Raw genomic sequence first — 24,933 nt, forward strand, 5'->3', positions numbered from 1 at the left:
ATCGCCCCGGAATGACGTTCAGACTACTACCACGTCGCCAACCCCTTCATCGTCGGCTGTCCCTCGGCATTCGCGATCCACAATTCCATGCCGGCGTGGGTCTCGTTGGCGTTGATCGAGAACTCGGTTCCTTCGAACAAGGGCTGCACGCCACGATAGCTGAATTTCTTCGGTGCTGAGTCGCCGTGCAGCTTGGCCGCGAACTCGACGATCAGCGCGGCCTGCAGCGGACCGTGGAAGATCAGGCCGGGATAGCCCTCGACCTTGGTGACGTAGTCGCGGTCGTAATGGATGCGGTGGCCGTTGAAGGTCAGCGCGGAGTAGCGGAACAGCAGCACGGGATCGCTGACGTGGGTTTCGCGGTGTCTTGCGATAGGCGGCGGTGGAGGGGCCTTGGGTGGCGAAGCAGGCGCAGCGCCGCCCATCTCGCGATAGACGATATCCTGCCGCTCGCGGATCGCGACCCCGCGCGGCGAGGTGATGACGTGCTCGACCGAGACGAAGCAGAGCTGGCCGGTGGAGCCGCTCTTCACCGTCACATCCGAAATGCGCGAGGTGCGCGTCGATTCATCGCCGACCCGCAAGGGCTGGATAAATTCGATCTCGCCGCCAGCCCACATCCGCCGCGGCAGCGGCACCGGCGGCAGGAAGCCGCCGCGGGTCGGATGGCCGTCCGGGCCGAGCTGCGACATCGGAAACACCGGCTGCGCCAGGCACCAATGCACGGTCCACGGCGCGGCGTCGCCCGTCTTCGGTTCGCCGATCTCCTGGAACAGCGTGGCGCGCAGGCCCTTGACGAGCTGCGCGGTGACGATGTCGGTCGCTTCCGTGCTGCGGCCGATCCATTGGCGCAGATGGTCGAGGTCGAGTTTGGCAGCGGTTTCGGTCATGACTAAGCGCTTTTGATGCGGGCTTTGGAGATTTCGACATGCTGGCCGATCGCGGGTACGGCGCCATAGTGCCGTTCCTCGCCGACGAAGATCGCGGCCGGCGCGGCATAGCTCACCTTGCCGTTCGGCGTATCGACCTCGATGCGGCGCAGATGCGGGTGCACCGAGAGATCGGCCATGGTGTTGACCTCGGCAAACGCAATGTCGGCCTCGTCAAGCCGCTTGAGCAATTCGACGCGATTCATCGAGGCGAAGCTGTCGGCAACGGTCTTGTCGGTGAGCTGACGGTTGCGCACGCGCTCGACCATATTGGCAAAGCGTGGATCATTTGGCAGGTCGGGCTGATCCAGCACCTCGGCGCAGAGTTTCTTCCATTCGCGCTCGCTCTGGATCGAGATCAGGATGCCCTTGCCGTCCCTGGAATTGAACACGCCATAGGGCGCGATCGAGGGATGGGCCAGCGCCATCCGCTTCGGCGGATTGCCGGCTTCCGAATTGAGCAGCGGCACCGCCATCCAGTCGGCCATCACGTCGAACATCGAAATCCTGATGTCGGCACCCTTGCCCGTGCGGCCGCGCGCGATCAAGGCTTCGAGGATCGCGGCGTGCGCGGTGGCGCCGGTCGCGATATCGACGACGGAGATGCCGACGCGCGACGGGCCCTCGGGGCCGCCGGTGATCGAGGCAAGCCCGCTCTCGGCCTGGATCAGGAGGTCATAGGCCTTGCGGTCGGCGTAGGGGCCACTGTCGCCATAGCCGGAGATGGTGCAGCAGATCAGCGCCGGGTAATCCTTCTTGAGACGATCCGGCGAGAAGCCGAGCTTGTCCATCGAGCCAGGCTTGAGGTTCTGTAACAGCACGTCGGCGCGTCCGATCAGCTCTTCGAGCGCGGCGCGGCCTTCGCTCGTCGCGAGATCGATCACCTGCGAATGCTTGCCGCGGTTGAGCCAGACGAAATAGCTGCTCTGACCCTTGGCGGCGGCGTCATAGCCGCGGGCGAAATCGCCCTCGGGGCGCTCGACCTTAATGACATGCGCGCCGGCATCCGCCAGGCGCGAGCTGCAGAACGGCGCGGCAACGGCCTGTTCGACGGAGACGACGATCAATCCCTCTAGCGGCAACATCTTCGGTTCTCAGTAGGAGCGGGGCAGGCCGAGCACATGCTCGGCGACGTAGGACAGGATCAGGTTGGTCGAGATCGGCGCCACCTGATAGAGCCGCGTCTCGCGGAACTTGCGCTCGACGTCGTATTCTTCCGCGAAGCCGAAACCGCCATGGGTCTGCACGCAGGCATTTGCCGCTTCCCAGGAGGCATCCGCCGCCAGCATCTTGGCCATGTTGGCCTCCGCGCCGCAATCGAGCCCGGCCTCATATTTGCGGGTCGCTTCCTTCACCATCAATTCGGCCGCACGCATCGCAGCGTAGGCCTTTGCGATCGGGAACTGGATGCCTTGGTTCATGCCGATCGGGCGGCCGAACACGGCGCGCTCCTTGGCGTAGGCGGTGGCCTTCGCGATGAACCATTTGGCGTCGCCGATGCATTCCGCTGCAATGAGAATACGCTCGGCGTTCATGCCGGAGAGAATGTAGCGAAAGCCCTTGCCTTCTTCGCCGATCAGGTTTTCGGCCGGCACGCGCATATCCGTGAAGAACACCTCTGTTGTGGCGTGGTTCATCATGGTGCGGATCGGCCGGATCTCCAGACCCTTGCCCTTGACCTCGCGCATGTCGACGATGAACACCGACAAGCCATCCGTGCGCTTCTTCGCCTGTTCCTTCGGCGTGGTGCGCGCCAAGAGGATCATCAGGTCGGAATGCTCGGCGCGGCTGGTCCAGATCTTCTGGCCGTTGACGACGTAGTGGTCGCCGTCACGCTTGGCGACGGTCTTCAGCGAGGAGGTGTCGGTGCCGCTGGTTGGTTCGGTGACGCCGAACGCCTGCAGCCGCAATTTGCCGCTGGCGATCCCGGGCAGATATTTCGCTTTCTGGGCGTCGCTGCCGTGCCGCAGAACGGTGCCCATCGTGTACATCTGGGCGTGGCAGCCGCCGCCATTGCAGCCCGCGCGCTGGATCTCTTCCAGGATCGCGGCCGCGGCCGAAAGCTTCAGCCCGGAGCCGCCATATTCCTCGGGGATCAGCACCGAGAGATAGCCGGCTTCCGTCAGCGCATCGACGAACTCCTTGGGATACGCCATCTGGCGGTCGAGCTTGCGCCAGTATTCGCCGGGGAACTGGGCGCAGAGTTTGGCGACGGCGTCGCGGATGTCGTGGAATTCGTCTTGTTGTTCTTGTGCGGTCATCTGATTTTTTGGGCGTGGATGCGGGTTGATGTCAATTGCTTAAGGTGACGGAACGTTGTGAAACGGCGGCAGGTCCCCTATGCTGAATTGTTATAGCGTATGGACCTGCCTTCGAAGAATGGCAAGTAATGGATATCCGGCAGCTCAGGACCTTCAGTTGCGTGGCCGAGCTCGGCAGCCTCAGCAAGGCTTCCGATACGCTGCGCGTGGCGCAGCCGGCGCTGAGCCGCCAGATCAAGCTGCTCGAGCATGAATTGCGCGCCGAGCTGTTCACGCGGAACGGCCGCGGCATGGTGCTGACCGACGCCGGCCGCCTGCTGCTCGCGCGCACTGCGGGGATCGTCCGGCAGATTGACCAGGTGCGCGACGAGATCCAGTCGGCCGGCGGGCCGCCCTCGGGACGCGTGGTGCTCGGCCTGGTGCCGACCGTGAGCTGCGTGATCTCGGCGCGGCTTGCCCGACGCACCGTCGACACCTATCCGGGCATTTCGCTCTGCATCGTCGAAAGCTACAGCGGCCACCTGACGGAATGGCTGCACCGCGGCGAGATGGATCTGGCGCTGATCTATGGTCCGTCGAGCGACCTGCACCTCTCCGTGCAGAGCCTCGGCCGCGATCCGATCGTTGCGGTCGGGCCGCGCGGCAGCGGTCTGTCGCAGAAGAAGCAGGTCGATATCGGCTGGCTGCTGAAGCAGCGCCTCGTGCTGCCCAGTCATTCGCACGGGCTCCGGGCGCTGATCGAGCAGGCGGCGGCGAAGAAAAAGCTGAAGCTCGACGTCAAGCTGGAAGCGGACTCATTCCGAGTGCTGACCAGCCTCGTCGAGGAAGGTCTGGGATACACGCTGCTGCCGCCATCCTCGGTACGCAACGAAGTCGCCGCCGGTCGGCTGGAAACCGCAGCGATCACAAAACCCTCGCCGATGCGCGAACTAACCCTTGCGTCTCCCATCGATCATCCCGGCTCGACTGCGATTGCGCTGGTGAGCGAGCTGCTTCGCGACGAACTGATCGCCTGCCGCGAAGAGGGCCTCTGGGACATCAAGCTCGCCTGAGCTTGTGTCGGGCCTTGCGGGAATGGCTTAGAGGAAAACGGCTAGGGGCGGCATTCTCATCTGGCTACTTCTGTCATGCCGCAATTGTATAGGGCGGACATGGACATTGCAGATGTGCTCATGAGGCCCGCTAGGCTAGTTTCCTTCTTTTCAATTGTGAGGGGCTATTGGTTGGCGGTACCTTCGATGACGAAGGCATCAGTGCGGCCGGACTTCTGGCGATACGACCGGAGCGCGGAATACGCTGCCGAGTTGTACCAGGCCATGGCCTTATCCACGTTGTCGAAGGCGATCACGATAAATCGACCTTTAGGGGCATCACCTTCCAGCTTGGCGACAGTGCCGCCGCGAACGATGAAGCGGCCGCCGAACGGCTCCAAGGTTGAAAGGAATTCTTCGCGATGGGGCTTGATGCCCTCAGGATCCATCAGCTCGAAATCGGCAACATAGAAGGCGGGCGGCTTGGTCTGGGCATGCAGAACCGACAAACCAACGCCGCCGAGCACGCCACCAGAGGCAAGCGCGCAAAACAGGAGCGGGAGTCTTACTTTCATTCGGACCATCCTTTGCTATCGGCTATCAAGCGTTTTCCTCTCGAGGGATGACCTTAACCGTCGCGGAGCGCGCGCGCGTACCGATCATCGGGTCAAGATATTCGCTGCTGCGGTCCTTCGCCCGATAGGCTTGATCGATGCGCTCGTTGAATGGGCCCGTCGACCGGTTCGAAAGCGATTTCTTTGGTCATCCCGGCGGTCGTAAATCATCACGCCTCCCTCACGTTGCCTGTGCCTCCTGCCACGCGATGACAATCAGGGAATGGCTCTGCCGCGACTAGCCGCTATAATCAGCAAGGACTTATAAGCTGGAGCAATAAATGGCGCGTGGGAGCTTCGATGACCTTCGCTACCTCATAGCCGTCGCCCGAGAGCAAAGCTTTACTAAGGCGGCGGGAAAGCTCGGCGTATCGCAGTCGGCGCTCAGCCAGACGATCCGCCAGATCGAAGGCCGTCTGGGCGTTCGGCTTCTGACCCGCACGACCCGCAGTGTCGCGCTGACCGAAGCGGGCGAGCGCCTGGTGCGGACGGTGGCACCGCGCTTCGAAGAGATCGAGGCCGAGCTTGAGGCTTTGAGCGAACTGCGGGAAAAACCTGCTGGAGCGGTGCGGATCACGGCCGGCGACCACGCAATCAGGTCGGTGCTCTGGCCGAAGCTGCAGAGATTCCTGCCGAATTATCCGGACATCAAGGTCGAGATTGTCATCGACTATGGTCTGACGGATATCGTTGCCGAGCGCCATGATGCCGGCGTGCGCTGGGGTGAGCAGATCGCGAAGGACATGATCGCGGTGCGGATCGGGCCGGATATCCGCTTCGCCGTTGTCGGCACGAAATCCTACTTTGCAAAGCGAGCCGTGCCGCGAAAGCCGCAGGATCTGATCGAGCACAACTGCATCAACCTTCGCCTGCCGACCTATGGCGGCACTTATCCCTGGGAGTTCGAGAAGAACGGGCGCGAGCTGAAGGTACGTGTCGAAGGCCAGCTCGTCTTCAACAGCATTTTCCAGGTGCTGGATGCCGCCGTTGCCGGGCTTGGTCTCGGCTTCGTGCCGGAAGACATCGCGCCGCCATTTCTCGCGAAGGGCCGCCTCGAGCGCGTGCTCGAACAGTGGTGCCCGCCTTGGTCGGGCTACCACCTCTATTATCCTCACCGCCGTCAGTCCTCACCGGCATTTGCCCTGCTGGTCGACGCCTTGCGCTACCGGGAATGACAGCGCTCAAGAGGAGCCGTACCGATCGGCCTCACTTCGCTTTGGCGCCGAGCATAATGGGGACAGTCCGGACAAGTTTGAGTGACTTGACCATCTTCTCCGTCGTGGCCTTATACTTTTTGAAATGAGCGGATTCCAGATGCGACTTGTACGCATCCGCATCCCGATAAATTTCAAAGACTCTGATGTTGGCGGGATTATCCTTTTCAGCCACCGCGTATAAGACCAGAACGCCTGGCTCGAGGCGAATAGCGGCGTCCATCTGCTCCAGAACCGCTGCCTTGTAGCTTTCCAACTGAGTGGGATCGATTTCCAGTTCTGCCAGCTGTACGTATTGGCTCTGCGTCTCCTGCGTAAGCGCCGGCCCGGACAGACATGATATCAGCACTGAGGCGGCAAGCATCAGAGACTGCTTAGTGTTCATGTCGTCCTCCTGGTAGCTGTCGAAGCGGAAACTGTTCCGCCGCCATGACTCGCAACAAGAACAGGGTGCCGGATCCGGCGTTAGTACCTACGTTTGTTGTAGGGGACGCCGAGCCGTTCGATTAGGCTGCAGAACGTGCATGGAGTTATTAGGACGGCTGATTAATAGCCTAGACGAGTCTCAGCCCATGCCGGCTCGCAACGGTCTGACCCAGGCGGGACTGGATCGGTGGATGGACTCGCGGGCGCCGACGGTCGGATCGAGGCGCTGGAATGTGAAGAAGTGCACCAATCAGCAGTAAAACTACGAGCCACCTATCAGCAAAGTTTTAAGCGATAATTAGCCGGCCGCTGTTACCCTGAACCCCATGAAAGCAATTGTCGCCGCGTCAGTTTGCTGCATCGTTTTCTCTCTGGCAGACCAGGTTCTGTTCGGTGGCCGGCTCGTCGAAGCTTTGCCTCTGTTTGTGAAGGCCGTCGCAAGGGGCTTTTTCGGCTGAACTATCGCAGCCGCACACGGCAGCTGTTGCCTGCACGATGTCGGGCGGCCACGAGGCGTGGCAGGCCTCCGCTTTCTCAACTTTGTAACTGGCAGGAAGCCCGGATAGGCCTGCTTCGGCTTGCCGGCCGCACGCTGTCGTCGACGAAATCAAGGCGAGCTCTTGAAAGGTTCTAATTGGCCTCACTCACTAGGATCCCGGCAACCAGGTGCTCGAATCTCTGGCGTCGCAGATCGAGTCTATGGCGTTGATGCGCGCGTCCAGCGATGCGAGCGCGGCTTTTTACAAGTCATCGTGGACGGCCGAACCGGCATGATTTGATGGCTTTTTGGCAGAGATCGCTATTGTAGCCAGTAGCCCACCTTCGCTATCTTAGCGTGTCCTTCAGGCCTAAGTCGGATCGGTTTTCGCATCGGAGACCGTCGTGACACGTTATTCTGATTTTCTGCAAAGTCTTCGAGCCGCAACTGATGTTGCGCCGTTCCGCGCAATCATCGCTGCGATCGCTGAACTCATCGACGCCTCACAAATCAACGCCCCAGATCCGATTCTCTTCCAGGCCTTGCCTGCCGTGCTCTACATCTGGAGAGCCGCGTGACACCAGAGCCATCAAATGAGACGGCGCGCGAGCCGGTGCTGATAGACCTCGCGTTGCAAGGCGGCGGTTCGCACGGCGCGTTCACCTGGGGCGTTCTCGATCGCCTCTTGGAGGAACCGTGGCTGAGAATCGAAGGGATCTCCGGCACCTCGGCCGGCGCGATGAATGCCGCCGTGCTGGCGTGTGGATGGACAAATGGCGGCGCCAGCAGTGCAAGGGAAGCGCTTGATGCTTATTGGGAGCGCGTGTGGCGTGCGGCCGCGTTCAGCCCAATGCAACGCTCGCCACTGGATCGTCTCATGGGCCGCTGGAGCCTTGACAGCTCACCCGCCTACATCGCCTTCGATCTGATGTCGCGGATGCTCTCTCCCTATGATCTAAACCCGCTCGGCCTCAATCCGCTCCGCGCCATCCTTGCAGAAAGCATCGACTTCGATCGCCTCAAGCAGGCTCCCATGAAGCTGTTCGTTACCGCAACGAGTGTGCGCACCGGCCGCGGCCGGATCTTCCGCAACGGCGAAATCACACCCGACGTGTTGCTGGCGTCGGCCTGTCTGCCAACGATGTTCCAGGCGATCGAGATCGATGGCGAGTTGTACTGGGATGGCGGCTATGTCGGCAATCCCACTATCACCCCGCTGGTTCGAGAGACCGACGGACAAGATACGATCCTGGTGCAAATCAATCCGCGCGAGCGGGCCGAGCCGTTGCGCTCCGCGGCGGAGATCCTGAACCGCCTCAACGAAATTTCCTTCAATTCGCCGCTCATGAAGGAGCTGCGCATGATTGCGCTGCTGCGTCAGGTGGCCGATCCCGGCAGCGGCGAAGGCGCACGCTGGGCCCGAATGCGGACGCATCGTATCAAGAGCGATCGGCTCGCGGAGTTTGGCGCCTCATCCAAGCTGAACGCCGAGAGGAAGTTCATCGCGCTGCTCAAGGAGGAGGGACGCCGCTGCGCCGATGAGTTCCTTGCGCAGCATCGCAATGATCTTGGGCGGCGTTCCACCGCCGACCTTGATGTGCTGTTGGCGGAGTGCTGAGCCGTGACGCTGATCGGACTTGTCGGCATGCTCGGCGGACTCGGTCTTCTGATCGCATTCGCGTTCCGCGGCTGGAGCGTGCTGCTGCTCGCACCGATTGCCGCACTTGTTGCGGCGCTGTTTTCGCGCGAACCGCTTCTTGCGCACTGGACCCTGACCTTCATGGGCAGCGCCGCTGAATTCCTTGCGCGCTTCTTCCCGCTGTTTCTGCTCGGCGCGGTATTCGGCAAGCTGATGGAAGACAGCGGCTCCGTTACTTCAATTGCGACCTTCGTCACGCAGCGGCTGGGTCCGCAGCGCGCGATGCTGGCGGTCGTGCTCGCCGGTGCACTTGTCACCTATGGGGGCGTCAGCCTGTTCGTGGCGTTCTTCGTCCTGGCGCCGATGGCGCAGGAGCTGTTTCGCCGTGCAAACATTCCGCGCCGATTGATGCCTGCGGCCATCGTGCTGGGCACCTCGACCTTCACCATGTCGGCGCTACCAGGTACGCCGTCGATCCAGAATGCGATCCCGATGCCGTTCTTCGGCACGACGCCGTTTGCCGCACCGGGCCTCGGCATCCTGGCGTCGCTGATCATGCTTGGCTTTGGCATGTGGTGGCTTGGCCGGGAGGAGAGGGTGGCCAGGAAGATCGGCGAAGGCTTTGGCGGCGGCGCACCGCCATCAGCCGAGCACCTCGCAAGCGATGAGAAATTGCGGGAGCGGGCCGCGACGGCGCGCGAGTTTGATCCGGCCGAAATCGTGCATGGCAAGCAAACCGACATGCCGCCGCCAATCGCACGCGCCGCCCTGCCGCTCGTCGTGGTGATCGCGGTCAATTTCGCGATGTCGCTGTTCATCCTGCCCGCACTCGACACGCGCTATTTGGCGGAGCCTCGGTTCGGCGGCGCCTCGATCGCCGACTTGGGCGGCGTATGGGCTGTTATCACCGCGCTTACTTGCGCCATCGCTACCGTGGTTGCGGTTGCGCACCGGCGGGTGCCGGATCTTCGCGCAACCATGGATGCCGGCGCCAATGCGGCCGTGCTACCAGCCATGAGCGTTGCGAGCCTGGTCGGATTCGGCGCGGTCGTGGCGGCAATGCCTGCATTCGCAGCGGTGCGCGATGCGGTTCTCGGAATCGGCGGCGGCCCCCTGGTGTCGCTGGCGGTGGCCACCAACCTGCTTGCCGCGCTGACCGGATCGGCCTCCGGCGGATTGACGATCGCACTGGACGCGCTTGGCGCGACCTATCTGGAGCGCGCGACTTCGATCGGGCTCGATCCAGGTCTGTTGCATCGCGTCGCGGTGATCGGATCCGGTACCCTCGATAGTTTGCCGCATAACGGCGCGGTGGTTACGTTACTCGCGGTTTGCGGCTCGACGCACCGCGAGAGCTACCGTGACATCGTCATGGTCGGAATCGTCGGCGCGGTGATTGCGCTCATTGCGGTGATCGTGGTCGGTTCTATGGTGGGATCGTTCTGAGCGAGCCTGGATATGCCAGCGGCAGAAATTGGGAGCGTCCGATGCGCAAATTCAACAAACGAGATCTGCTGATCTTCATCGTATGCCTCCTCGTAGGAGCCGCGCTCATTGGACTGGGAATGGCTTACGTCATTCAGCTCAAGCAACGGACATTGCCGGGCAGTCAGGCTAACGCCGCTGTTCCCGTGACCGTTTTGTTCGCAGGCAAGTGATTGAAATGAGCGCTTCTGGCAATTGCGACCTTCGCGGAGCCTCCTAAGATGTCCGAGCAGCCGGGGGCTCCCCACCGGGAGCTGGCTGGCGATTGATCTACATCAAGCGATTAATTCAGCAGACTCGAAATCTGACGCCCTGTCTCGGATGGAGATCCTGCCATGAACACGTTCCTCCGGACTCTGCTGGCGCTCGTTATAGCCGTTGCGTCGCTCGGCGCAATTTCCGAACGCGTGCGCCAGGAGGGGGTAACGGACGACGAGATCCGCATTGGCAATCTTATGCCCTATAGCGGGAGCCTCGAGATCTTCGGGGCGATCGGCAAGGCCGAGGCGGCTTATTTCGAGATGCTCAACCAGCGCGGCGGCATCAACGGCCGCAAGGTGCGCTTCATCTCCTACGACGATAAATCCGATCCTGCCTCCGCCCTCCGTCTGACGCGCACTCTCGTCGAAGACGACAAGGTGCTGCTGATGTTCGGCTCGTTCGGAACGCCGGGCAATTTTGCAGTCCGCAAATATCTCAATGAACGGCAAATTCCACAGCTGTTCGTTGCTTCCGGCGATGATCATCTCAGCGATCCCTCGCTGTTTCCATGGACCATGGGCTGGCAACCCTCGTTCCGGGAGGAGGGGCGCATCTACGCCAACTACATTCAGGCGTTCTACCCCGGCAAGAAGATCGTCACGCTCTGGCAGAACGATCACTTCGGCCGGGAGGTCATCAAGGGCATGGAGGATGGCCTCGGTCACGTCGCGCGGATGATCAGGGTCGGTATTGCCTATGATCTCAGGGATGAACACCTGGATACGCACGTATCGATCCTGAAGCGATCGGGCGCCGAAATTCTCGTGTTCGCGGGCGTGCCCGAAAACGCCGCGAAAGTCATTCGCCTGGCGGCGAGCCTCGACTGGCGTCCCGTATTCATCATGAATCAGATGGCCTCCTCCATCGGGGATGGGCTGAAACCCGCAGGTCTCGAGAACGCGGTGGGCGTGACGACCGCTGCCTATCTGAAGGACGCCAACGATCCAGCCTGGAAGGATGAACAGTCGGGCGCCGACTGGCAGACGTTCCTGGAAAACTATCATCGCGCCGGTGGCAAGGGCGAAAGCGCTGCCATGTTCGGCTATGCGGCCGCCGAGACGCTGGCGCAGGTGCTCAGGCAGTGCGGCGATGATCTGTCGCGCGCGAATGTCATGAAACAGGCCGCGGCGCTGAAGGATTATCAAGGCTCCGTTCTGCTGCCCGGCATCAAGATCAGCACCGGCCCCTGGAATTTCCGGCCGATCAAGCACATGCGGCTCGTTCAGTTCGACGGCCGCACCTGGCAGCCGATCGGTGACGTCCTCGAAACCGCGTTTGCCAGCACCGACAATTAGACGGCAGCATTATTCGATGCATTCATGACCACAAAGCCGCACGGAATGGGGCTGAGCTTGGCGATCTGCCGGAAGATCGTCCAGCATCACAACGGACAGATTTCGGTGTCCTCCATCAAGCCTCGTGGTGCCAATTTTCGAGTCCAACTGAGTGCAGGCAGTCCCGGATAATGCTTAAAGCAAACCCGGGCACTGCGCCTCATTTCGCTTTGGCTTTGGTTCCGACCGCGGCTTTGGCTTGGGCCGCCGCCGGAGCTGCAATCTTGTTCCTCATCTCTTCGCAGGTCTTGCGCACTTCCGCCGTGACCAGAGAGCAGCTCTCGATCTGAAGGAAGACACGCTTGGCTTCCTCACGGTAGCGCCCTGCGGTCTCCTTCAGTTCTTCGGTCACTGCGAGCGCCTCGCGGGTCATGGCCTCGCATTGCTTGACGTGCTCGATGAGTTCAGCGCCGAGGGCTTCGATGTCTTTCGCCGCCGCTTCATACTCGCGGACAACGGCTTCCGCCGACAGCTTGCCGATCTCAGTGGCTCCGTCGTTATGCTCCACATAATCTGGCATTCCCAGGTCCGGAGCGCGGACGGAAAGCGGCGCGTAATCGATGGGCTGGGATTCGCGAACTGGCGGCAGCTTGCGAAACTCTTCCTCAATCTCACGTTCAAGATCGATGGTATTCAAATTCGGCGTACCCTTTGGCTGTGCCATGGCGGTGCTCCTGAAAAGAAAATGCGAGCAGAGACCAAGAATCTCTCTAAATGCGAGTTAGACCGTTATCTCGCCCGTCAAAGGGAGCAAACTGAATCCCTACGGTAATCTTGTCATTTAACCTTTATGTCCGCGCCGGAGGTTAATTCTGGAACCCTCGAACGATCGCGGCCACGCGCATGGCATGCGCGGATGCAGCGTTAACCAAGGTTTCGGCAAATTAACGGGCGTTTTTCGGACCTGGTGCGACGTCGGACCTTGCGTCCGCGATACGCCAATCAGCCGGGATCACCCGGGAATGCGGACCGGTAGCTGCTCGATGCCGCGCACGAAGCTCGAATAGACCCGCTTCGGCTCGCCGACCACCTCGATGCGGTCGAAGCGCTTGAGCATCTCTTCCCAGACGATCTTGAGCTGCAGCTCGGCGAGGCGCATGCCGACGCAGCGATGGATGCCGAAGCCGAACGAGAGATGGATGCGCGGCCGGGCACGGTCGATGATGAACTCCTCGGGACGCTCGATCACCTCGTCGTCGCGGTTGCCCGAGACGTACCACATCACGACGCGGTCGCCCTTCCTGATCTTCTTGCCGCCGATCTCGGTATCGACCAGTGCGGTGCGCCGCATATGGGCGAGCGGCGTCTGCCAGCGGATCACTTCCGGCACCATGGTATCGATCAGCGCAGGATTTTCTCGCAGCTTTTGGTACTGATCGGGGTGCTCGTTCAACGCCAGCACCGAGCCGCTCATGGTGTTGCGGGTGGTGTCGTTGCCGCCGACGATCAAGAGGATGATGTTGCCCATCAGATTGTCGGGATCCATGTGGCGCGTCGCGTCGCTATGCGCCATCATCGACAACAGATCGTTCTTCGGCGCGGCGTTGACGCGCTCGTTCCAGAGCTTTGAGAAGTAGGCGTAGCACTCGTCCATCTCTCGCCGTCGCTGCTCGGGCGAATCCACGACGCCGCTCTTGGGTAGCGCAGTCGAGACGTCGGACCAGCGCGTCAGCTTGCGCCGCTCCTCCCAGGGGAAATCGAACAGCGTCGCCAACATCTGCGTGGTCAGCTCGATCGAAACGCGCTCGACGAAATTGAAGGTCTCGTTGCGCGGCAGGTTGTCCAGCACCTTTTGCGAGCGCTCGCGGATCAATTTCGCCAGTTCATCCAGATGCGTCGGCGTGAACATCGGCGACACCGTCTTGCGCTGCGCCGAATGGCGCGGCTGGTCCATCGCGATGAAGCTCGGATAGTCATAGCCGGGCGGCACGTCGCGGATCGAGATGCCGCCGAGCGTCGAGTCGGAGGAGAAGATGCCGTGGTTGGTGTCGACGTGCATGATGTCGTTGTACTTGGTGACCGACCAATACGGCTCGATCGGCGAGTTCTCGCAGTAGTGAACCGGTTCTTCCTTGCGCAACCGCTCGAACCACGGCCACAGCGTGTCGCTCTGGAACAGCTTTGGCGCACCGGGATGAAAATCCTTCAGCGGCGTCGAATAGGCTTCTTCGCGCGCGGCGCGAAGCAGCTCTTGCTTGTCGGCTCTGACTGATGTCTGGACGTTCATTGTTCGATTATCCCGGGTGACGATAGGTTCAGATGCGCGGCTAGGCGGCGATGCGGACCGGCAGGGTCTCGTAACCCTTGACGAAACTCGAATATACCCGCTTCGGTTCGTCGACCAGCTCAATATTGTCGTACCGCTTGAGGATTTCTTCCCAGATTATCCTGAGTTGTAGCTCCGCCAGGCGGATTCCGACGCAGCGGTGGATGCCGAAGCCGAAGGAAAGATGGGTGCGGGGGCGGGCGCGGTCAATGATGAACTCATACGGACGTTCGATCACGTCCTCGTCGCGGTTGCCGGAGACGTACCACATCACGACCTTGTCGCCCTTCCTGATGTGCTTACCGCGAAACTCGATGTCTTCGAGCGCGGTGCGGCGCATATGCGCCAGCGGCGTCTGCCAGCGGATCACCTCGGGCACGAAACTGTCGATCAGATCTGGGTTTTTGCGCAGCTTGCGATACTGGTCCGGATTCTTGTTCAGGGCATAGACGCTGCCCGAGAGCGTGTTGCGGGTGGTGTCGTTGCCGCCGACGATCAAGAGGATCAGGTTGCCGAGGAAATTCTTCGGATCCATGTCGCGCGTAGCGTCGCTATGCGCCATCATCGACAACAGGTCGCTCTTTGGCGGCTGGTTGATGCGCTCCTTCCAGAGCCGCGCAAAATAGGTCGCGCATTCCAATAGCTCCGCCTGCCGATCCTCCTCGGTGGCGACGAGGCCGCCGGGGCCAGGAATGGTGGTTGCGATATCGGACCAGCGGGTCAGCTTGCGGCGCTCTTCCCAGGGGAAGTCGAACAGCACAGCTAACATCTGCGTGGTGAGCTCGATCGAGACCTGATCGACCCAGTCGAACACCTCGTTCTTCGGAAGATGGTCGAGACATTCGGCGGAGCGCTTGCGGATATTGATCGCAAGCTCGTCGAGATGCGTCGGCGTGAACATCGGCGCCACGGTCTTGCGCTGCGCGGAGTGGCGCGGCTGGTCCATGGCAATGAAGCTTTCGCGGCGCAGATCCGGTGCGACGTCGCGGATGGTGATGCCGCCAAGCGCGGCAGCCGACGAGAACACCGCGTGGTTGGTCTCGATGTCCATGATGTCGTTGTATTTGGTCACTGACCAATATGGGCCGAACATAGAATCCTTGCAGTAGTGCACCGGCTCTTCGCGGCGCAGCCGGTCGAAATACGGCCAGAACGTATCCGTCTTGAACAATTCGGGATTGCCGACATCGAACTCGGCGAGCGGAATCGAATAGGCCTTCTCGCGCGCGGCGCGCGCTTGCGACTCTCCGGCGAGATCGATGGTTCCGTGCATCGGGCACCTCCCTGATTGTTCCTCCGCCGAAGCGTGCCGGCGGGGCGATGTTTTACCCTATTACATCCCGAGCCGTGCGCCGGCGCAAGGACGAGTTCGGCACATTTGGCCCCATCGGCGCCAAGGTGGCGCATTGGGCAAAACAGGTGCATTTCGCCGCGTGACAACGGCATTTCCGCGGAATAAGTCTGTTTGAAACAACATTTAATTCCGCCGGGAGGCGACCATGATCCCCAACGCCCATCAGATGCTGAACTTCGACCTCGGCGAGACCGCGGATGCGATTCGCGAGACGGTGCATTCATTTTCGCAAGACCAGATCGCCCCGCGCGCCGCCGAGATCGACCGCAGCAATCAATTCCCGCGCGACCTCTGGCCCAAGATCGGCGCGCTCGGCCTGCACGGCATCACGGTGGAGGAGGAATATGGCGGCGCCGGGCTCGGCTATCTCGAGCACTGCATTGCGGTGGAAGAAATCTCCCGCGCCTCCGCCGCAGTCGGGCTGTCCTATGGCGCGCATTCCAATCTCTGCGTCAACCAGATCCGCCGCAACGGCAACGAGGCGCAGAAGCGGAAGTATCTGCCGAAATTGATCTCCGGCGAGCATGTCGGCTCGCTCGCGATGTCGGAGCCCGGCGCCGGCTCCGACGTGGTCTCGATGAAGACCCGCGCCGACAAGCAGGGCGACCGCTTCGTGCTCAACGGCAACAAGATGTGGATCACCAACGGCCCCGAGGCCGACACGCTGGTGGTCTACGCCAAGACCGACGCTGGCGCCGGCCCGCGCGGCATCACCGCCTTCCTCATCGAAAAAGGCATGAAGGGATTTTCCACCGCGCAGAAGCTCGACAAGCTCGGCATGCGCGGCTCCGACACCTGCGAACTCTTGTTTGAGGATTGCGAGGTGCCGGCAGAGAACGTGCTCGGCGAGGTCGGCCGCGGCGTCAACGTCTTGATGAGCGGCCTCGACTATGAGCGCGCGGTGCTGGCGGCGGGTCCGATCGGCATCATGCAGGCCTGCATGGACGTCGTCTTGCCTTACGTGCACGAGCGCAAGCAGTTCGGCGAGCCGATCGGCACCTTCCAATTGGTGCAGGGCAAGATCGCCGACATGTACACCACGATGAACGCCTCGCGCGCCTATGTCTATGCGGTCGCCAAAGCCTGCGACCGCGGCGAGACCACGCGCGAGGACGCCGCCGGCGCGATTCTCTACGCCGCGGAGAAGGCGACGCAATGCGCGCTCGACGCCATCCAGCTCCTCGGCGGCAATGGCTACATCAACGACTATCCGACCGGGCGGCTGCTCCGCGACGCCAAGCTCTACGAGATCGGCGCCGGCACCAGCGAAATCCGCCGCATGCTGATCGGGCGGGAGTTGTTTGAAAAAACGGCGTGAGGATTGGCACAGGAAGTGGGACTTGGGTCACACAACGGCCGACAATTTTGTGGTTTGATCCGCCACCGTCGCGCTGGAGTTGAACCATGAACCAGATGAGCTGGCCCCCGCAGGTGCCGCCGCAACCATTGCCTTCCGTGCCGCCGCCGATGCCGGTGGCGTTCTCCGGAAAACGGCGCGACTTTTTTGATCTGGTCAAGCGCGGAGCGGGGTTGGAGTTCGTCACGCTCGGCTTCTATCGATTCTGGCTGCTCACCGACATCCGCCGTCATCTCTGGGCCAACACCCTCGTTGGCGGCGATGCCGCCGAATACACCGGCCGCGGCAAGGAACTATTGATCGGATTTCTGGTCGCGCTCGCGATCCTGATGCCGGTCTATGTCGGCTATTTCCTGATTGGTCTCGAGGCCGAGCACATCCAGGCTTTTGCCAGTATTCCGCTGGTCGCCTTCTTCTATGTGTTTGGGCAGTTCGCGATCTATCGCGCGCGGCGCTACCGCCTGACGCGCACGGTATGGCGCGGCGTGCGGTTCTGGATGACCGGCTCGGGCTGGATCTATGCCCTGCAGGCGTCGCTCTGGGGCCTGTTGATGATCCTTACGCTCGGGCTCGTGCTGCCATGGCGCAATGCGGCGCTCGAACGCTACAAGATGCGCCATTCCCATTACGGCGACCTGCAGGGAAGTTTTGAAGGCCGCGGCTGGGATTTCTTCAAGCAAGGCTGGTGGCTGTGGCTGCTGACGCCGATTGCCCTCTATGTGACACCGATCGCGCCCTTCATTTACGGCGCTTACAAGGCGATCGAATGGCGCTGGTGGCTGTCGGGCATCCGGTTCGGCGGCGTGCGCGTGGAATCGAAGTTGCGCAAAGGCGATTTGATCGGGCTGTACTGGAAGGTGATCGGCTGGATCGTCGTGCTCGGACTCGTCTTCTCGGTCTATCTGGGCCTGGCAGCGGTGCTGGTCGCCAGCATGACAGAATCGTCGTTCACAGAGTTCTTCAAGTCGCAGGAGTTCATGAAGAGCATTCCGCTCCTGGTGCTGGCGGGTGTAGGCTATCTCGTGTTCGCGCTGGCGATGAATGTCGTGATCCGGGTCTATCTGTTGCGCGATCTCTGGGTGAGGGTGCTCGGCTCGGTCAATGTCAGCGGTCTCGAGGCAGCAGCCAATGTCGCAGCGCGCGGCGATTTGGCCAATGCGCTCGGAGAGGGATTTGCCGACGGCCTTGATGTCGGCGGCTTCTAGTCGGAGCTTTGATTGTCATGGATAGCGCCACGCCAGAGACCCTGACGTCGCAAGGAAACGGATCGGCGGTCTATTTCGACGGGGTGTCGAGCCGGCGGCGCTCGGTCACGCTCCGCTGCTCCGACCGGCTCGAGGTCAGCGAGGATGGGCAGGCGCTGGCGGCATGGGATTATTCTGATATCCGCCGCGCCGATGGTCCGGCCGGTGTGTTGCGCCTCGCTTGCCTGACCGCGCCGGCGCTGGCGCGTCTGGAAATTCGCGACGAGGCACTGGCGGCCGACCTCGTCTCGCGCTGCGCGAATATGGATGACAACACGCCCGGCCGCCGCGGCGTTGTCGCCATCGTCGGCTGGTCGCTCGCGGCCGCGGTTTCGATCGTCGCCGTGGTGCTGTTCGGGCTTCCGTTGATCGCCGACCGCCTCACGCCGCTGGTACCCGAAGCGTTCGAACGGCGGCTCGGCGACGTCGCCGACGCCCAGGTCAAGACGATGTTCGACGCCAAGGTGTGCGAGAACGAGGCCGGGCAGAAAGCCTTCGTCAAGCTTATCACCGCGATCCGCGAAGCCGCCGGCCTCGATACCTCGGTGCAGTCAGGCGTGCTGTCGAGCTCGGTCCCCAACGCTTTCGCGCTGCCGGGCGGCAAGGTCTATCTGTTCAACGGACTGCTCGCGAAAGCCGAGAACCCCGACGAGATCGCGGGCGTGCTGGCCCATGAACTTGGCCATCTCAAGCATCGCGACAGCATGCGCGGGCTGATCCACAATGGCGGCACGTCGTTCCTGATCGGGCTGTTGTTCGGCGACATCACGGGCTCCAGCGCGCTGATCTTCGGCTCGCGCACCCTGGTCACTTCGTCCCATTCGCGCGAGGCCGAAACCAACGCCGACCGTTTTGCGATCGATGTCATGCATCGGCTCGGCCGGCCGGCGAAGCCGACGGGAGAATTGCTGCTGCGGGTCACCGGCAAGGAAGGCAAGGGCCTTTCCATCATCTCCACCCATCCCTTGAGCGAGGACCGGCTGGCGCAGATGAGCCGGCAAGACCGATCGGCCAGCGGACCGCCGCTGCTGACATCAGAGGAATGGAAGGCGCTGAAATCGATCTGCAGCGACAAGATATGATCGACGCTGCGAGAGTGTCTGGCGTTGGTTGAAGCGGGCTTCCCTCTGATCGCGTCGGCTCTCTCACCTGCTTGCGGGCGCACCTTCAGTCCATCGCCATTTACGTCTGAGGTCGCTTTCGGGGCGAAGCGGACATTCGCACCTTTGAATTTTATTTTTGAGTAACGAACCGATTGTACAACCTAATGTTGCGAAAGGGAGGGGCGAATGCTTTGCTTCGAGGTTTGGAGGAATGGTGAAAAGCTAACGACGGCGGGTGTGTCTGAAGGCGTGGCGTCCGTCATTTTGCACTGGGTAGGCAAAGGGCCGGACGCTTCATCAATCGCAGCTTCGTCAGCGAAAGCTATCCCGGGGATTAAGTGTGCGGTGGGTGGAATTGAAGGCGTTACTTGGGTCGACTGGTACGAAACGGATCAGTTGAAGATCGGCGACGAACTCAGGGTACGCTTAATATCGTCCGATCAGTCCGATCCACCAATTCGATCACAAACCGCCCCGCGTGGTAACCCGGATTGGGTCAGAAAACACCGCCCAGAATGATTTCTAATATTGACCCAATGGGGTTTGAGTTCAGGAAAAGTAGGGCGAGGGAGTTCGACAAGTGGCGGGAAAGCGATCTAAAGCGCCTGAAACGTCGGCAGATGTTCGCGGCATGCCATTGTCGTGGTTCAATGCCGAGATAAAGCGCTGCTTACACGGATATGAGACTGGCGGAACTAGCCAAGCGCGCAAAGCCTTCTTCAAGCGCTTAATCTGGACCGAGGCAGAACGCGAACACAATCACGGCATCGCGGCTCCACGCCGCCGATTTGGATCATAGTTTTCTCGAAAGGTCTTCGGAGGAGAATGGGTTCTCGATCATTTCCGTTTATGTGACCCTTCGCGTCATTTCGCAGCAACGCAGTATCGCGGTCGCTTTCGGGGCGAAATGACGAATCGATGAGCACGCGCCCTATCGCCGCGCGCTCTTGCGCGATCGCGCCGCCTCGATCGGCGCGGGCGCCGTGTCGCCCGGCTTGAGGTCCCATACCGCCTGCATGACCGAGAAGGCGCGCGCGATGATCGGCTCCTGACGTCGCGAGGTCAGGCAGGCGAAACTGAGGTCGCAGGTCAGCGACAGCTTGTCGGCAACCACGAAATAACGTTGGCGCGTGACGCGGTCGAGCACGTCGTCGCGGACGAGGCTGAGGCCGCTGCCGGATTCGACAAGGCCAATCATCGCATCTTCCTGATCGGCGAAGGCGACGCGCTTCGGCAGCGTGCCCATCGGCCGATAGATGTCGTCGAGCAGCCGCCGCTGCGCCGAGGCGTGCGGGGTTGCGATCCAGGGCAGGTCGACGAGGTCGGCCCAGCCCTTTCCCAATACCTTGTCGCTCCATTCGCGAGGGGCGATCACGCGGTAGTCAAAGCGCGTCAGCGTCGTCAGCAGGAACTTGCCATTGTCGATGGTGCGCTCAGCCAATGTGCCTGAGCCAAGGCATTCGTGAGGCGTGGCATCGATGTAGTAGCAAACGTCGAGCTCGCCCCGGCCGATCTGCGCCAGCACGTCGTCGCTCATGCCGTAGCGAAGGACGACTTCGGTCTTCTTCGAGGAGGTGGCGAGGCTGCGCACGAACGGGCCGAGCCGGATCGATTCCGGATCCAGGATCGTGCCGACGCGCAGTGTGCTGCGCTGCGATTCCCGTAAAGAGTCGGCCGCCGTCCTGAAATCCGCCGAGGCCGCGACCGTCCGATGCGCCAGCGGCAACAGGGCAGCGCCCGCTTCGGTCAAGGTAAAGCCACCCGGAGTCCGGTTGAAGAGCTGCAGCCCGGTGCTCTCCTCCAGGCCCTTCAATTGCAGGCTGACGGCAGGCTGGGTGAGGTGCAGCAAGGTGGCCGCACGCGACACCGTGCCTTCGCGGGCCACGGTGATGAAACATCGCAATGCCTGAATCCGCGGCAGGTCGTTCATTTGAAAGACTTATAGAAAGCGCCCATGAACCCTATTAGACAGGATTTGCTCTTGGAAGTCACAATCTTTCGACAACAAAACTTTGCGTTGTCACTGGAAAAAAGTGGATTGTACTCTGGGGACCGGGCGGGAACTCGGCCATGGGTCGGCTATGGGAGTGGCCGGGAAAGCGGCCCGTCACTGCGGCAGGTTGTTGACCTTGCGCACCCAGGCGCGGACGTCGGCCAGCACGTCCGGCAGTAGCGGCTTGACCTCCTGAACGGTCATGCCGGGCTTGATCCGGGGATCATAGAGCAGGTTCAGGAGATACTGATCGTAGACGTCGAAATAGCCCATCGAGACGTTGTCGTTGAACATGGTCCAGGGCACGGTCGAGGTATCGTTGATCGGCCCCAGCGACTGCAGCAATTCCTCATAGGCGCAGTCGAAGAAGACGAAGTCGCCATTGTCGATGGTGAGGATCACGTCGGAGCGTTCGATTTCGAACTTCTCGTTTTTGCGAAAGCCCGACAGGCATTGTGGGTCGAGCGAGGAGCGAATCTCGCGCGCCCGCTCGCTGCCGTAGAAGGTTGCCATGGTGCGCTGCAGATCGCGGTCGCGCACCAGCTTGACCTGGACATTGGCGTCCTCGGCGCTTTCCGCCATGGCGATGTCGAGGTGCTGAACGCGGGCAGCGATATCAGCCACGATCTTCGCAAGCTGCGCCTTGCGGTCGGCGCGGGCGCCATCGGCAAACACCCGCACCGGCCCGTCATATTTTCGGATGCGGTCGACGCGGCCGGCGAGATGATACTCGGCGCCGAACGCGATCTTCAGAAAGCCTTCGACGATCTCGTTGTCGGTGAAGATCTTTTTCTCGGCGCGCTGACGCTGCGCGATCGCCGCAATCTCGCCTGCGGCCGCGGGCGGAACGAAGGCTTCGCCGAGCGCTGCGGCGCCAAGGGCAACCGCTAGCATCCGTACAAACAGGAATTGGCGAAGCGTGCGCATTCAAACGACGCTGCAGCAATCGGAGGGTGCGTGCAAGGCCAGAAAGGCGCGATCACGCGCTTGCGTGCATGACCGCGCCGGTTCCTTACCTAATTCCTCACGATAACCGGGGTGCCAATGCGGACGCGGCTATAGAGGTCGACCACGTCTTCGTTGGTCATGCGGAAGCATCCGGAGGAGACCGCCTGTCCGATCGTCTCCGGCTCGTTGGAGCCGTGGATGCGGTAGAGCGTCGATCCCAGATACATCGCCCGCGCACCGAGCGGGTTTTCGATGCCGCCGGGCATGTGACGCGGCAGGTCGGGCCGCCGGCGCAGCATCTGGGCCGGCGGTGTCCAGCTCGGCCATTCCTTCTTCGCGGTGATACGGTGGGTTCCGCTCCAGCGGAAGCCGTCCCGGCCGACGCCGATGCCATAGCGAATTGCCTGGCCGTTACCGAGCACGAGATAGAGCCTGCGCTCGGCGGTAGAGATGTAAATCGTCCCGGGCGCGTAGTTGGCGGGGAAGTTCACTGTGGTGCGCGGGATCGGGCTCGTTCCGCTGGGCATGCCGGGTCGGAAGAAACCGGGACCGCCGCCCATGATGTCGCGCGAGTCCTCAAAAAAGAAGAATTGTTGGGCCTGTGCCTGGCTGGCCCCCGCCAGCATGGTGAGCGCCGCAAGCAGCAAAGCAAAAGCCCGGGTCATCTTTCTCCCTCGCGAAAAAATCTGAATATGTAAGGACACAGGCCATAATTGCGGCGGTCGTGCAACCAACGAGCCTGTGACCACAATCATTTTCAATCGCTGCGGTTAAAAAAGGCAACATGTCCTACGCGATGCCTGCATTGTTCCGCTAAACCTTTGACGAGGCGTGCGAACAATGATTGATCGTCAGCGGCTCCAAAAACAAAGCGCAAAGGGGAATGTGGCCATGAACGGTGCGGAAAGTCTGGTGCGGACATTAGTCGCAGGCGGTGTGGACGTTTGCTTCACCAATCCCGGCACCTCGGAGATGCATTTCGTCGCCGCACTGGATCGAGTCGAGGGGATGCGCTGCGTGCTCGGCCTGTTCGAGGGCGTGGTGACGGGCGCCGCCGACGGCTATTACCGCATGAAGGGCACGCCGGCGTCGACGCTGTTGCATCTCGGGCCTGGCCTCGCGAACGGCCTGGCCAATTTGCACAACGCCAAGAAGGCCAATTCCGGCATCGTCAACATCGTCGGCCAGCACGCGACCTATCACATCGGCTACAACGCGCCGTTGACGTCAGATATCGAAGGGCTGGCGCGGCCGATGTCGGCCTGGGTGCGGACCTCGCCGGACGCAAAATCGGTGGCCGCCGACGGCGCCGCCGCGATTGCCGCGGCCAGGAGCGCGCAGATCGCCACTCTGATCCTCCCCGCCGACACCGCCTGGAACGAGGCCGACGGCATCGCACAGGTGCCGGAGGACAGCCAGCGCGCCAGCTATTCCGCGCAGGCCGTCGACCATGCCGCCAAGGTGCTGCGCAACGGCGGCGCATCGACGCTGCTCTTGATGACCGGCAGCGCGCTCACCGAACACGGACTGGCGCTGGCAGCCCAGATCGCGGGCAAGACCGGCTGCAAGGTGATGGGCCAGACCTACAACCCGCGCATGGCGCGCGGCCGGGGCCGCTTCTCGATCGACCGTATTCCTTACGTGATCGAGCAGGCGCTGCCGATCCTGAAGGATTTTAAGAATATCGTGCTGGTCGAGGCCAACGACCCGGTCGCGTTCTTCGCTTATCCAAACAAGCCGAGCATGCTGAAGCCGCAGGGCTGCGAGGTGCATCGCATGACCTCGGGCGCGGAAAATTCCGTCGCCGCGCTGGAAGCGCTGGCCGGGGCGCTTCACGCGCACCCCTCCGACCGGCAGCCGCAGAAGCTGGTCGAAATCGCCAAGCCGACCGGCGCGCTGACCCATGCCTCGATCGCGCAGGCGATCGCGATGGCAATCCCGGAAAACGCCATCGTGGTCGATGAATCCATCACCACCGGCCGCGGCTTCTTTCCGCCGACGGCGGCCGCCGCGCCGCATGACTGGCTGCAGAACATGGGCGGCTCGATCGGCTTCTCGACGCCGGTCGCCACCGGCGCCGCGGTCGCGTGCCCGGATCGCAAGGTGATCTGCATGGTCGGCGACGGCAGCGCGATGTACACGCTGCAATCGCTGTGGACGCAGGCGCGCGAAGGCCTCAACGTTGTCACGATCGTCTTTGCCAATAAGATCTACCAGATTCTTCGCGGCGAATTCGATGGCGTCGGTGCCGGCGAGCCGGGGCAGCGTGCACAGGACATGCTCAAGATCGACCGGCCCGATCTCGACTTCGTCGCGCTCGCCAAGGGCATGGGTGTGCCGGGCCGCGCGGTCGCCAATGCCGACGATTTCAACAAGGCGCTGGCGGAAGCCGTCAGTGAGCCGGGACCGCGGTTGATCGAAGTGCAGATGTAAGGCGGCAGATATCGTCCGCCTTCGCGGGAGGCGCCATGCAGACCGAGCTGAACAAGGTCGTCACCGCACTTCACGAGTTCTATGCGTGCGAAACCTTCCTGCTGGAACGCGATGTCGGCGAGCGCGCACTGACGCACCGCCTCGCGGTGCATTTCGAAAAGCCGTTTTCAGGCTGGGAGATCGATTGCGAATACGACCGGCTCGGCGACCGCACCCTGCGGCTGCCGCACGGCTCGATCGTCTCGACCGACGATCACCTCGCCAAATCCATCTATCCCGACATCGTGGTGCACCAGCGCGCCATTCCCAACAATCTGCTGGCGGTCGAGGTGCGCAAAGCGACCAATCATCAGCCGCTCGAGCATGATCAGCACAAGCTGCGGGCGCTGACCGATCCGCATCTGTGGTTCGCCTACTGGATCGGCGTGCTGCTGACGCTGGGCAAGACGCAGGTCACGATGTCGGAAGTGTATACCAGCGGCGTCCTGGACCATGCCCTGTCGACCTGGTTCGCGAGCCGGCTGAAAGATGCGGGCTTAAGCGCTGGATGAAAGCTGCCAACG

At 61.8% G+C, this 24,933-nt stretch carries 22 protein-coding genes and 1 pseudogene; 12 read left to right on the forward strand and 11 right to left on the reverse strand.

Annotation, left to right across the window (positions count from 1 at the left end; genetic code table 11):
* Window positions 1–26 precede the first annotated feature (26 nt).
* Genes J6524_RS30540 through J6524_RS30550 form a run of 3 tightly spaced genes read right to left on the reverse strand, consistent with a single transcriptional unit; the run spans window position 27 to window position 3,190 of the window.
* Window positions 27–890: an HTD2 family dehydratase gene (locus J6524_RS30540; protein ID WP_225677588.1), complete on the reverse strand. Its 864-nt coding sequence runs from the start codon at window positions 888–890 to the stop codon at window positions 27–29.
* Window positions 891–892: 2 nt separating this feature from the next.
* On the reverse strand, window positions 893–2,014 hold the full coding sequence (locus J6524_RS30545; protein ID WP_225677589.1) for a CaiB/BaiF CoA transferase family protein: 1,122 nt from the start codon (window positions 2,012–2,014) through the stop codon (window positions 893–895).
* A 9-nt stretch (window positions 2,015–2,023) separates the two neighbouring features.
* A complete protein-coding gene (locus J6524_RS30550) occupies window positions 2,024–3,190 on the reverse strand; it encodes an acyl-CoA dehydrogenase family protein (protein WP_225677590.1) in 1,167 nt (388 codons plus the stop codon).
* Between the two features lie 128 nt (window positions 3,191–3,318).
* On the opposite strand from J6524_RS30550, the gene J6524_RS30555 reads away from it, so the two are divergent.
* A complete protein-coding gene (locus J6524_RS30555; RefSeq protein WP_225677591.1) occupies window positions 3,319–4,242 on the forward strand; it encodes a LysR family transcriptional regulator in 924 nt (307 codons plus the stop codon).
* Window positions 4,243–4,406: 164 nt separating this feature from the next.
* Here J6524_RS30555 and J6524_RS30560 read toward each other — a convergent pair whose 3' ends face one another.
* A complete protein-coding gene (locus J6524_RS30560) occupies window positions 4,407–4,805 on the reverse strand; it encodes a DUF1330 domain-containing protein (protein WP_225677592.1) in 399 nt (132 codons plus the stop codon).
* A gap of 311 nt (window positions 4,806–5,116) precedes the next feature.
* Between J6524_RS30560 and J6524_RS30570 the strand changes: the two genes are divergently transcribed.
* Complete coding sequence (locus tag J6524_RS30570; RefSeq protein ID WP_225677594.1) at window positions 5,117–6,010, forward strand: LysR family transcriptional regulator; 894 nt, start codon at window positions 5,117–5,119, stop codon at window positions 6,008–6,010.
* 31 nt (window positions 6,011–6,041) lie between these two features.
* On the opposite strand, the gene J6524_RS30575 is transcribed toward J6524_RS30570, so the two are convergent.
* Window positions 6,042–6,434, reverse strand: a complete 393-nt coding sequence (locus J6524_RS30575; RefSeq protein WP_225677595.1) for a putative quinol monooxygenase — start codon at window positions 6,432–6,434, stop codon at window positions 6,042–6,044.
* A gap of 1,093 nt (window positions 6,435–7,527) precedes the next feature.
* Between J6524_RS30575 and J6524_RS30580 the strand changes: the two genes are divergently transcribed.
* From J6524_RS30580 to J6524_RS38060, 5 genes and pseudogenes are all read left to right on the forward strand, one after another.
* A complete protein-coding gene (locus tag J6524_RS30580) occupies window positions 7,528–8,571 on the forward strand; it encodes a patatin-like phospholipase family protein (RefSeq protein ID WP_225677596.1) in 1,044 nt (347 codons plus the stop codon).
* 12 nt (window positions 8,572–8,583) lie between these two features.
* Window positions 8,584–10,038 carry a GntP family permease gene (locus tag J6524_RS30585; RefSeq protein ID WP_225677639.1) on the forward strand — a complete coding sequence of 485 codons (1,455 nt, stop codon included), beginning with the start codon at window positions 8,584–8,586 and terminating at the stop codon, window positions 10,036–10,038.
* A 41-nt stretch (window positions 10,039–10,079) separates the two neighbouring features.
* Window positions 10,080–10,250 (forward strand): hypothetical protein, encoded by a 171-nt coding sequence (locus tag J6524_RS30590; RefSeq protein ID WP_225677597.1) that lies wholly within the window; start codon window positions 10,080–10,082, stop codon window positions 10,248–10,250.
* 162 nt (window positions 10,251–10,412) lie between these two features.
* The gene (locus J6524_RS30595; protein WP_225677598.1) at window positions 10,413–11,633 is read left to right on the forward strand and encodes an ABC transporter substrate-binding protein; all 1,221 of its coding nucleotides are present in this window, start codon (window positions 10,413–10,415) and stop codon (window positions 11,631–11,633) included.
* 21 nt (window positions 11,634–11,654) lie between these two features.
* Window positions 11,655–11,804, forward strand: a pseudogene (locus J6524_RS38060) (ATP-binding protein); the annotation flags it as partial.
* Between the two features lie 28 nt (window positions 11,805–11,832).
* Here J6524_RS38060 and J6524_RS30605 read toward each other — a convergent pair.
* The 3 genes from J6524_RS30605 to J6524_RS30615 form a co-directional block, all read right to left on the reverse strand.
* Complete coding sequence (locus J6524_RS30605; protein ID WP_225677600.1) at window positions 11,833–12,336, reverse strand: hypothetical protein; 504 nt, start codon at window positions 12,334–12,336, stop codon at window positions 11,833–11,835.
* Between the two features lie 288 nt (window positions 12,337–12,624).
* Complete coding sequence (locus tag J6524_RS30610; RefSeq protein ID WP_225677601.1) at window positions 12,625–13,899, reverse strand: cytochrome P450; 1,275 nt, start codon at window positions 13,897–13,899, stop codon at window positions 12,625–12,627.
* Window positions 13,900–13,939: 40 nt separating this feature from the next.
* Window positions 13,940–15,211, reverse strand: coding sequence for a cytochrome P450 (locus J6524_RS30615; protein ID WP_225677603.1), 1,272 nt, complete (start codon window positions 15,209–15,211; stop codon window positions 13,940–13,942).
* A gap of 226 nt (window positions 15,212–15,437) precedes the next feature.
* On the opposite strand from J6524_RS30615, the gene J6524_RS30620 reads away from it, so the two are divergent.
* From J6524_RS30620 to J6524_RS30630, 3 genes are all read left to right on the forward strand, one after another.
* Window positions 15,438–16,610 (forward strand): isovaleryl-CoA dehydrogenase, encoded by a 1,173-nt coding sequence (locus J6524_RS30620; protein ID WP_225677605.1) that lies wholly within the window; start codon window positions 15,438–15,440, stop codon window positions 16,608–16,610.
* Window positions 16,611–16,696: 86 nt separating this feature from the next.
* Entirely contained in the window at window positions 16,697–17,854 is a 1,158-nt protein-coding gene (locus J6524_RS30625) for a DUF898 family protein (RefSeq protein ID WP_225677606.1), read from the forward strand.
* Window positions 17,855–17,871: 17 nt separating this feature from the next.
* On the forward strand, window positions 17,872–18,975 hold the full coding sequence (locus tag J6524_RS30630; protein ID WP_225677607.1) for a M48 family metallopeptidase: 1,104 nt from the start codon (window positions 17,872–17,874) through the stop codon (window positions 18,973–18,975).
* 952 nt (window positions 18,976–19,927) lie between these two features.
* On the opposite strand, the gene J6524_RS30635 is transcribed toward J6524_RS30630, so the two are convergent.
* The 3 genes from J6524_RS30635 to J6524_RS30645 all read right to left on the reverse strand — a co-directional run bounded on the left by J6524_RS30635 (window position 19,928) and on the right by J6524_RS30645 (window position 22,602).
* Window positions 19,928–20,926 (reverse strand): LysR family transcriptional regulator, encoded by a 999-nt coding sequence (locus J6524_RS30635; protein ID WP_225677608.1) that lies wholly within the window; start codon window positions 20,924–20,926, stop codon window positions 19,928–19,930.
* 177 nt (window positions 20,927–21,103) lie between these two features.
* On the reverse strand, window positions 21,104–21,883 hold the full coding sequence (locus J6524_RS30640; protein ID WP_225677640.1) for a DUF2927 domain-containing protein: 780 nt from the start codon (window positions 21,881–21,883) through the stop codon (window positions 21,104–21,106).
* A 122-nt stretch (window positions 21,884–22,005) separates the two neighbouring features.
* Complete coding sequence (locus tag J6524_RS30645) at window positions 22,006–22,602, reverse strand: L,D-transpeptidase (RefSeq protein ID WP_225677609.1); 597 nt, start codon at window positions 22,600–22,602, stop codon at window positions 22,006–22,008.
* Window positions 22,603–22,828: 226 nt separating this feature from the next.
* Here J6524_RS30645 and J6524_RS30650 point away from each other — a divergent pair, with 226 nt between their 5' ends.
* Together J6524_RS30650 and J6524_RS30655 are read left to right on the forward strand one after the other, a co-directional pair.
* Entirely contained in the window at window positions 22,829–24,370 is a 1,542-nt protein-coding gene (locus J6524_RS30650) for an acetolactate synthase large subunit (RefSeq protein ID WP_225677610.1), read from the forward strand.
* Window positions 24,371–24,405: 35 nt separating this feature from the next.
* The gene (locus J6524_RS30655; RefSeq protein ID WP_225677611.1) at window positions 24,406–24,921 is read left to right on the forward strand and encodes a hypothetical protein; all 516 of its coding nucleotides are present in this window, start codon (window positions 24,406–24,408) and stop codon (window positions 24,919–24,921) included.
* Window positions 24,922–24,933 lie beyond the last annotated feature (12 nt).

The sequence above is a fragment of the Bradyrhizobium hereditatis genome (assembly GCF_020329435.1).
In the GTDB taxonomy this organism is placed as follows: domain Bacteria; phylum Pseudomonadota; class Alphaproteobacteria; order Rhizobiales; family Xanthobacteraceae; genus Bradyrhizobium; species Bradyrhizobium hereditatis.

What these genes read in the sequence shown, in the direction of transcription:
- J6524_RS30540 (WP_225677588.1), bottom strand. Translation starts at nt 890, where the DNA reads ATGACCGAAACCGCTGCCAAACTCGACCTCGACCATCTGCGCCAATGG.
- J6524_RS30545 (WP_225677589.1), bottom strand. Translation starts at nt 2,014, where the DNA reads ATGTTGCCGCTAGAGGGATTGATCGTCGTCTCCGTCGAACAGGCCGTT.
- J6524_RS30550 (WP_225677590.1), bottom strand. Translation starts at nt 3,190, where the DNA reads ATGACCGCACAAGAACAACAAGACGAATTCCACGACATCCGCGACGCC.
- J6524_RS30555 (WP_225677591.1), top strand. Translation starts at nt 3,319, where the DNA reads ATGGATATCCGGCAGCTCAGGACCTTCAGTTGCGTGGCCGAGCTCGGC.
- J6524_RS30560 (WP_225677592.1), bottom strand. Translation starts at nt 4,805, where the DNA reads ATGGTCCGAATGAAAGTAAGACTCCCGCTCCTGTTTTGCGCGCTTGCC.
- J6524_RS30570 (WP_225677594.1), top strand. Translation starts at nt 5,117, where the DNA reads ATGGCGCGTGGGAGCTTCGATGACCTTCGCTACCTCATAGCCGTCGCC.
- J6524_RS30575 (WP_225677595.1), bottom strand. Translation starts at nt 6,434, where the DNA reads ATGAACACTAAGCAGTCTCTGATGCTTGCCGCCTCAGTGCTGATATCA.
- J6524_RS30590 (WP_225677597.1), top strand. Translation starts at nt 10,080, where the DNA reads ATGCGCAAATTCAACAAACGAGATCTGCTGATCTTCATCGTATGCCTC.
- J6524_RS30595 (WP_225677598.1), top strand. Translation starts at nt 10,413, where the DNA reads ATGAACACGTTCCTCCGGACTCTGCTGGCGCTCGTTATAGCCGTTGCG.
- J6524_RS30605 (WP_225677600.1), bottom strand. Translation starts at nt 12,336, where the DNA reads ATGGCACAGCCAAAGGGTACGCCGAATTTGAATACCATCGATCTTGAA.
- J6524_RS30610 (WP_225677601.1), bottom strand. Translation starts at nt 13,899, where the DNA reads ATGAACGTCCAGACATCAGTCAGAGCCGACAAGCAAGAGCTGCTTCGC.
- J6524_RS30615 (WP_225677603.1), bottom strand. Translation starts at nt 15,211, where the DNA reads ATGCACGGAACCATCGATCTCGCCGGAGAGTCGCAAGCGCGCGCCGCG.
- J6524_RS30620 (WP_225677605.1), top strand. Translation starts at nt 15,438, where the DNA reads ATGATCCCCAACGCCCATCAGATGCTGAACTTCGACCTCGGCGAGACC.
- J6524_RS30625 (WP_225677606.1), top strand. Translation starts at nt 16,697, where the DNA reads ATGAACCAGATGAGCTGGCCCCCGCAGGTGCCGCCGCAACCATTGCCT.
- J6524_RS30630 (WP_225677607.1), top strand. Translation starts at nt 17,872, where the DNA reads ATGGATAGCGCCACGCCAGAGACCCTGACGTCGCAAGGAAACGGATCG.
- J6524_RS30635 (WP_225677608.1), bottom strand. Translation starts at nt 20,926, where the DNA reads ATGAACGACCTGCCGCGGATTCAGGCATTGCGATGTTTCATCACCGTG.
- J6524_RS30640 (WP_225677640.1), bottom strand. Translation starts at nt 21,883, where the DNA reads ATGCTAGCGGTTGCCCTTGGCGCCGCAGCGCTCGGCGAAGCCTTCGTT.
- J6524_RS30645 (WP_225677609.1), bottom strand. Translation starts at nt 22,602, where the DNA reads ATGACCCGGGCTTTTGCTTTGCTGCTTGCGGCGCTCACCATGCTGGCG.
- J6524_RS30650 (WP_225677610.1), top strand. Translation starts at nt 22,829, where the DNA reads ATGAACGGTGCGGAAAGTCTGGTGCGGACATTAGTCGCAGGCGGTGTG.
- J6524_RS30655 (WP_225677611.1), top strand. Translation starts at nt 24,406, where the DNA reads ATGCAGACCGAGCTGAACAAGGTCGTCACCGCACTTCACGAGTTCTAT.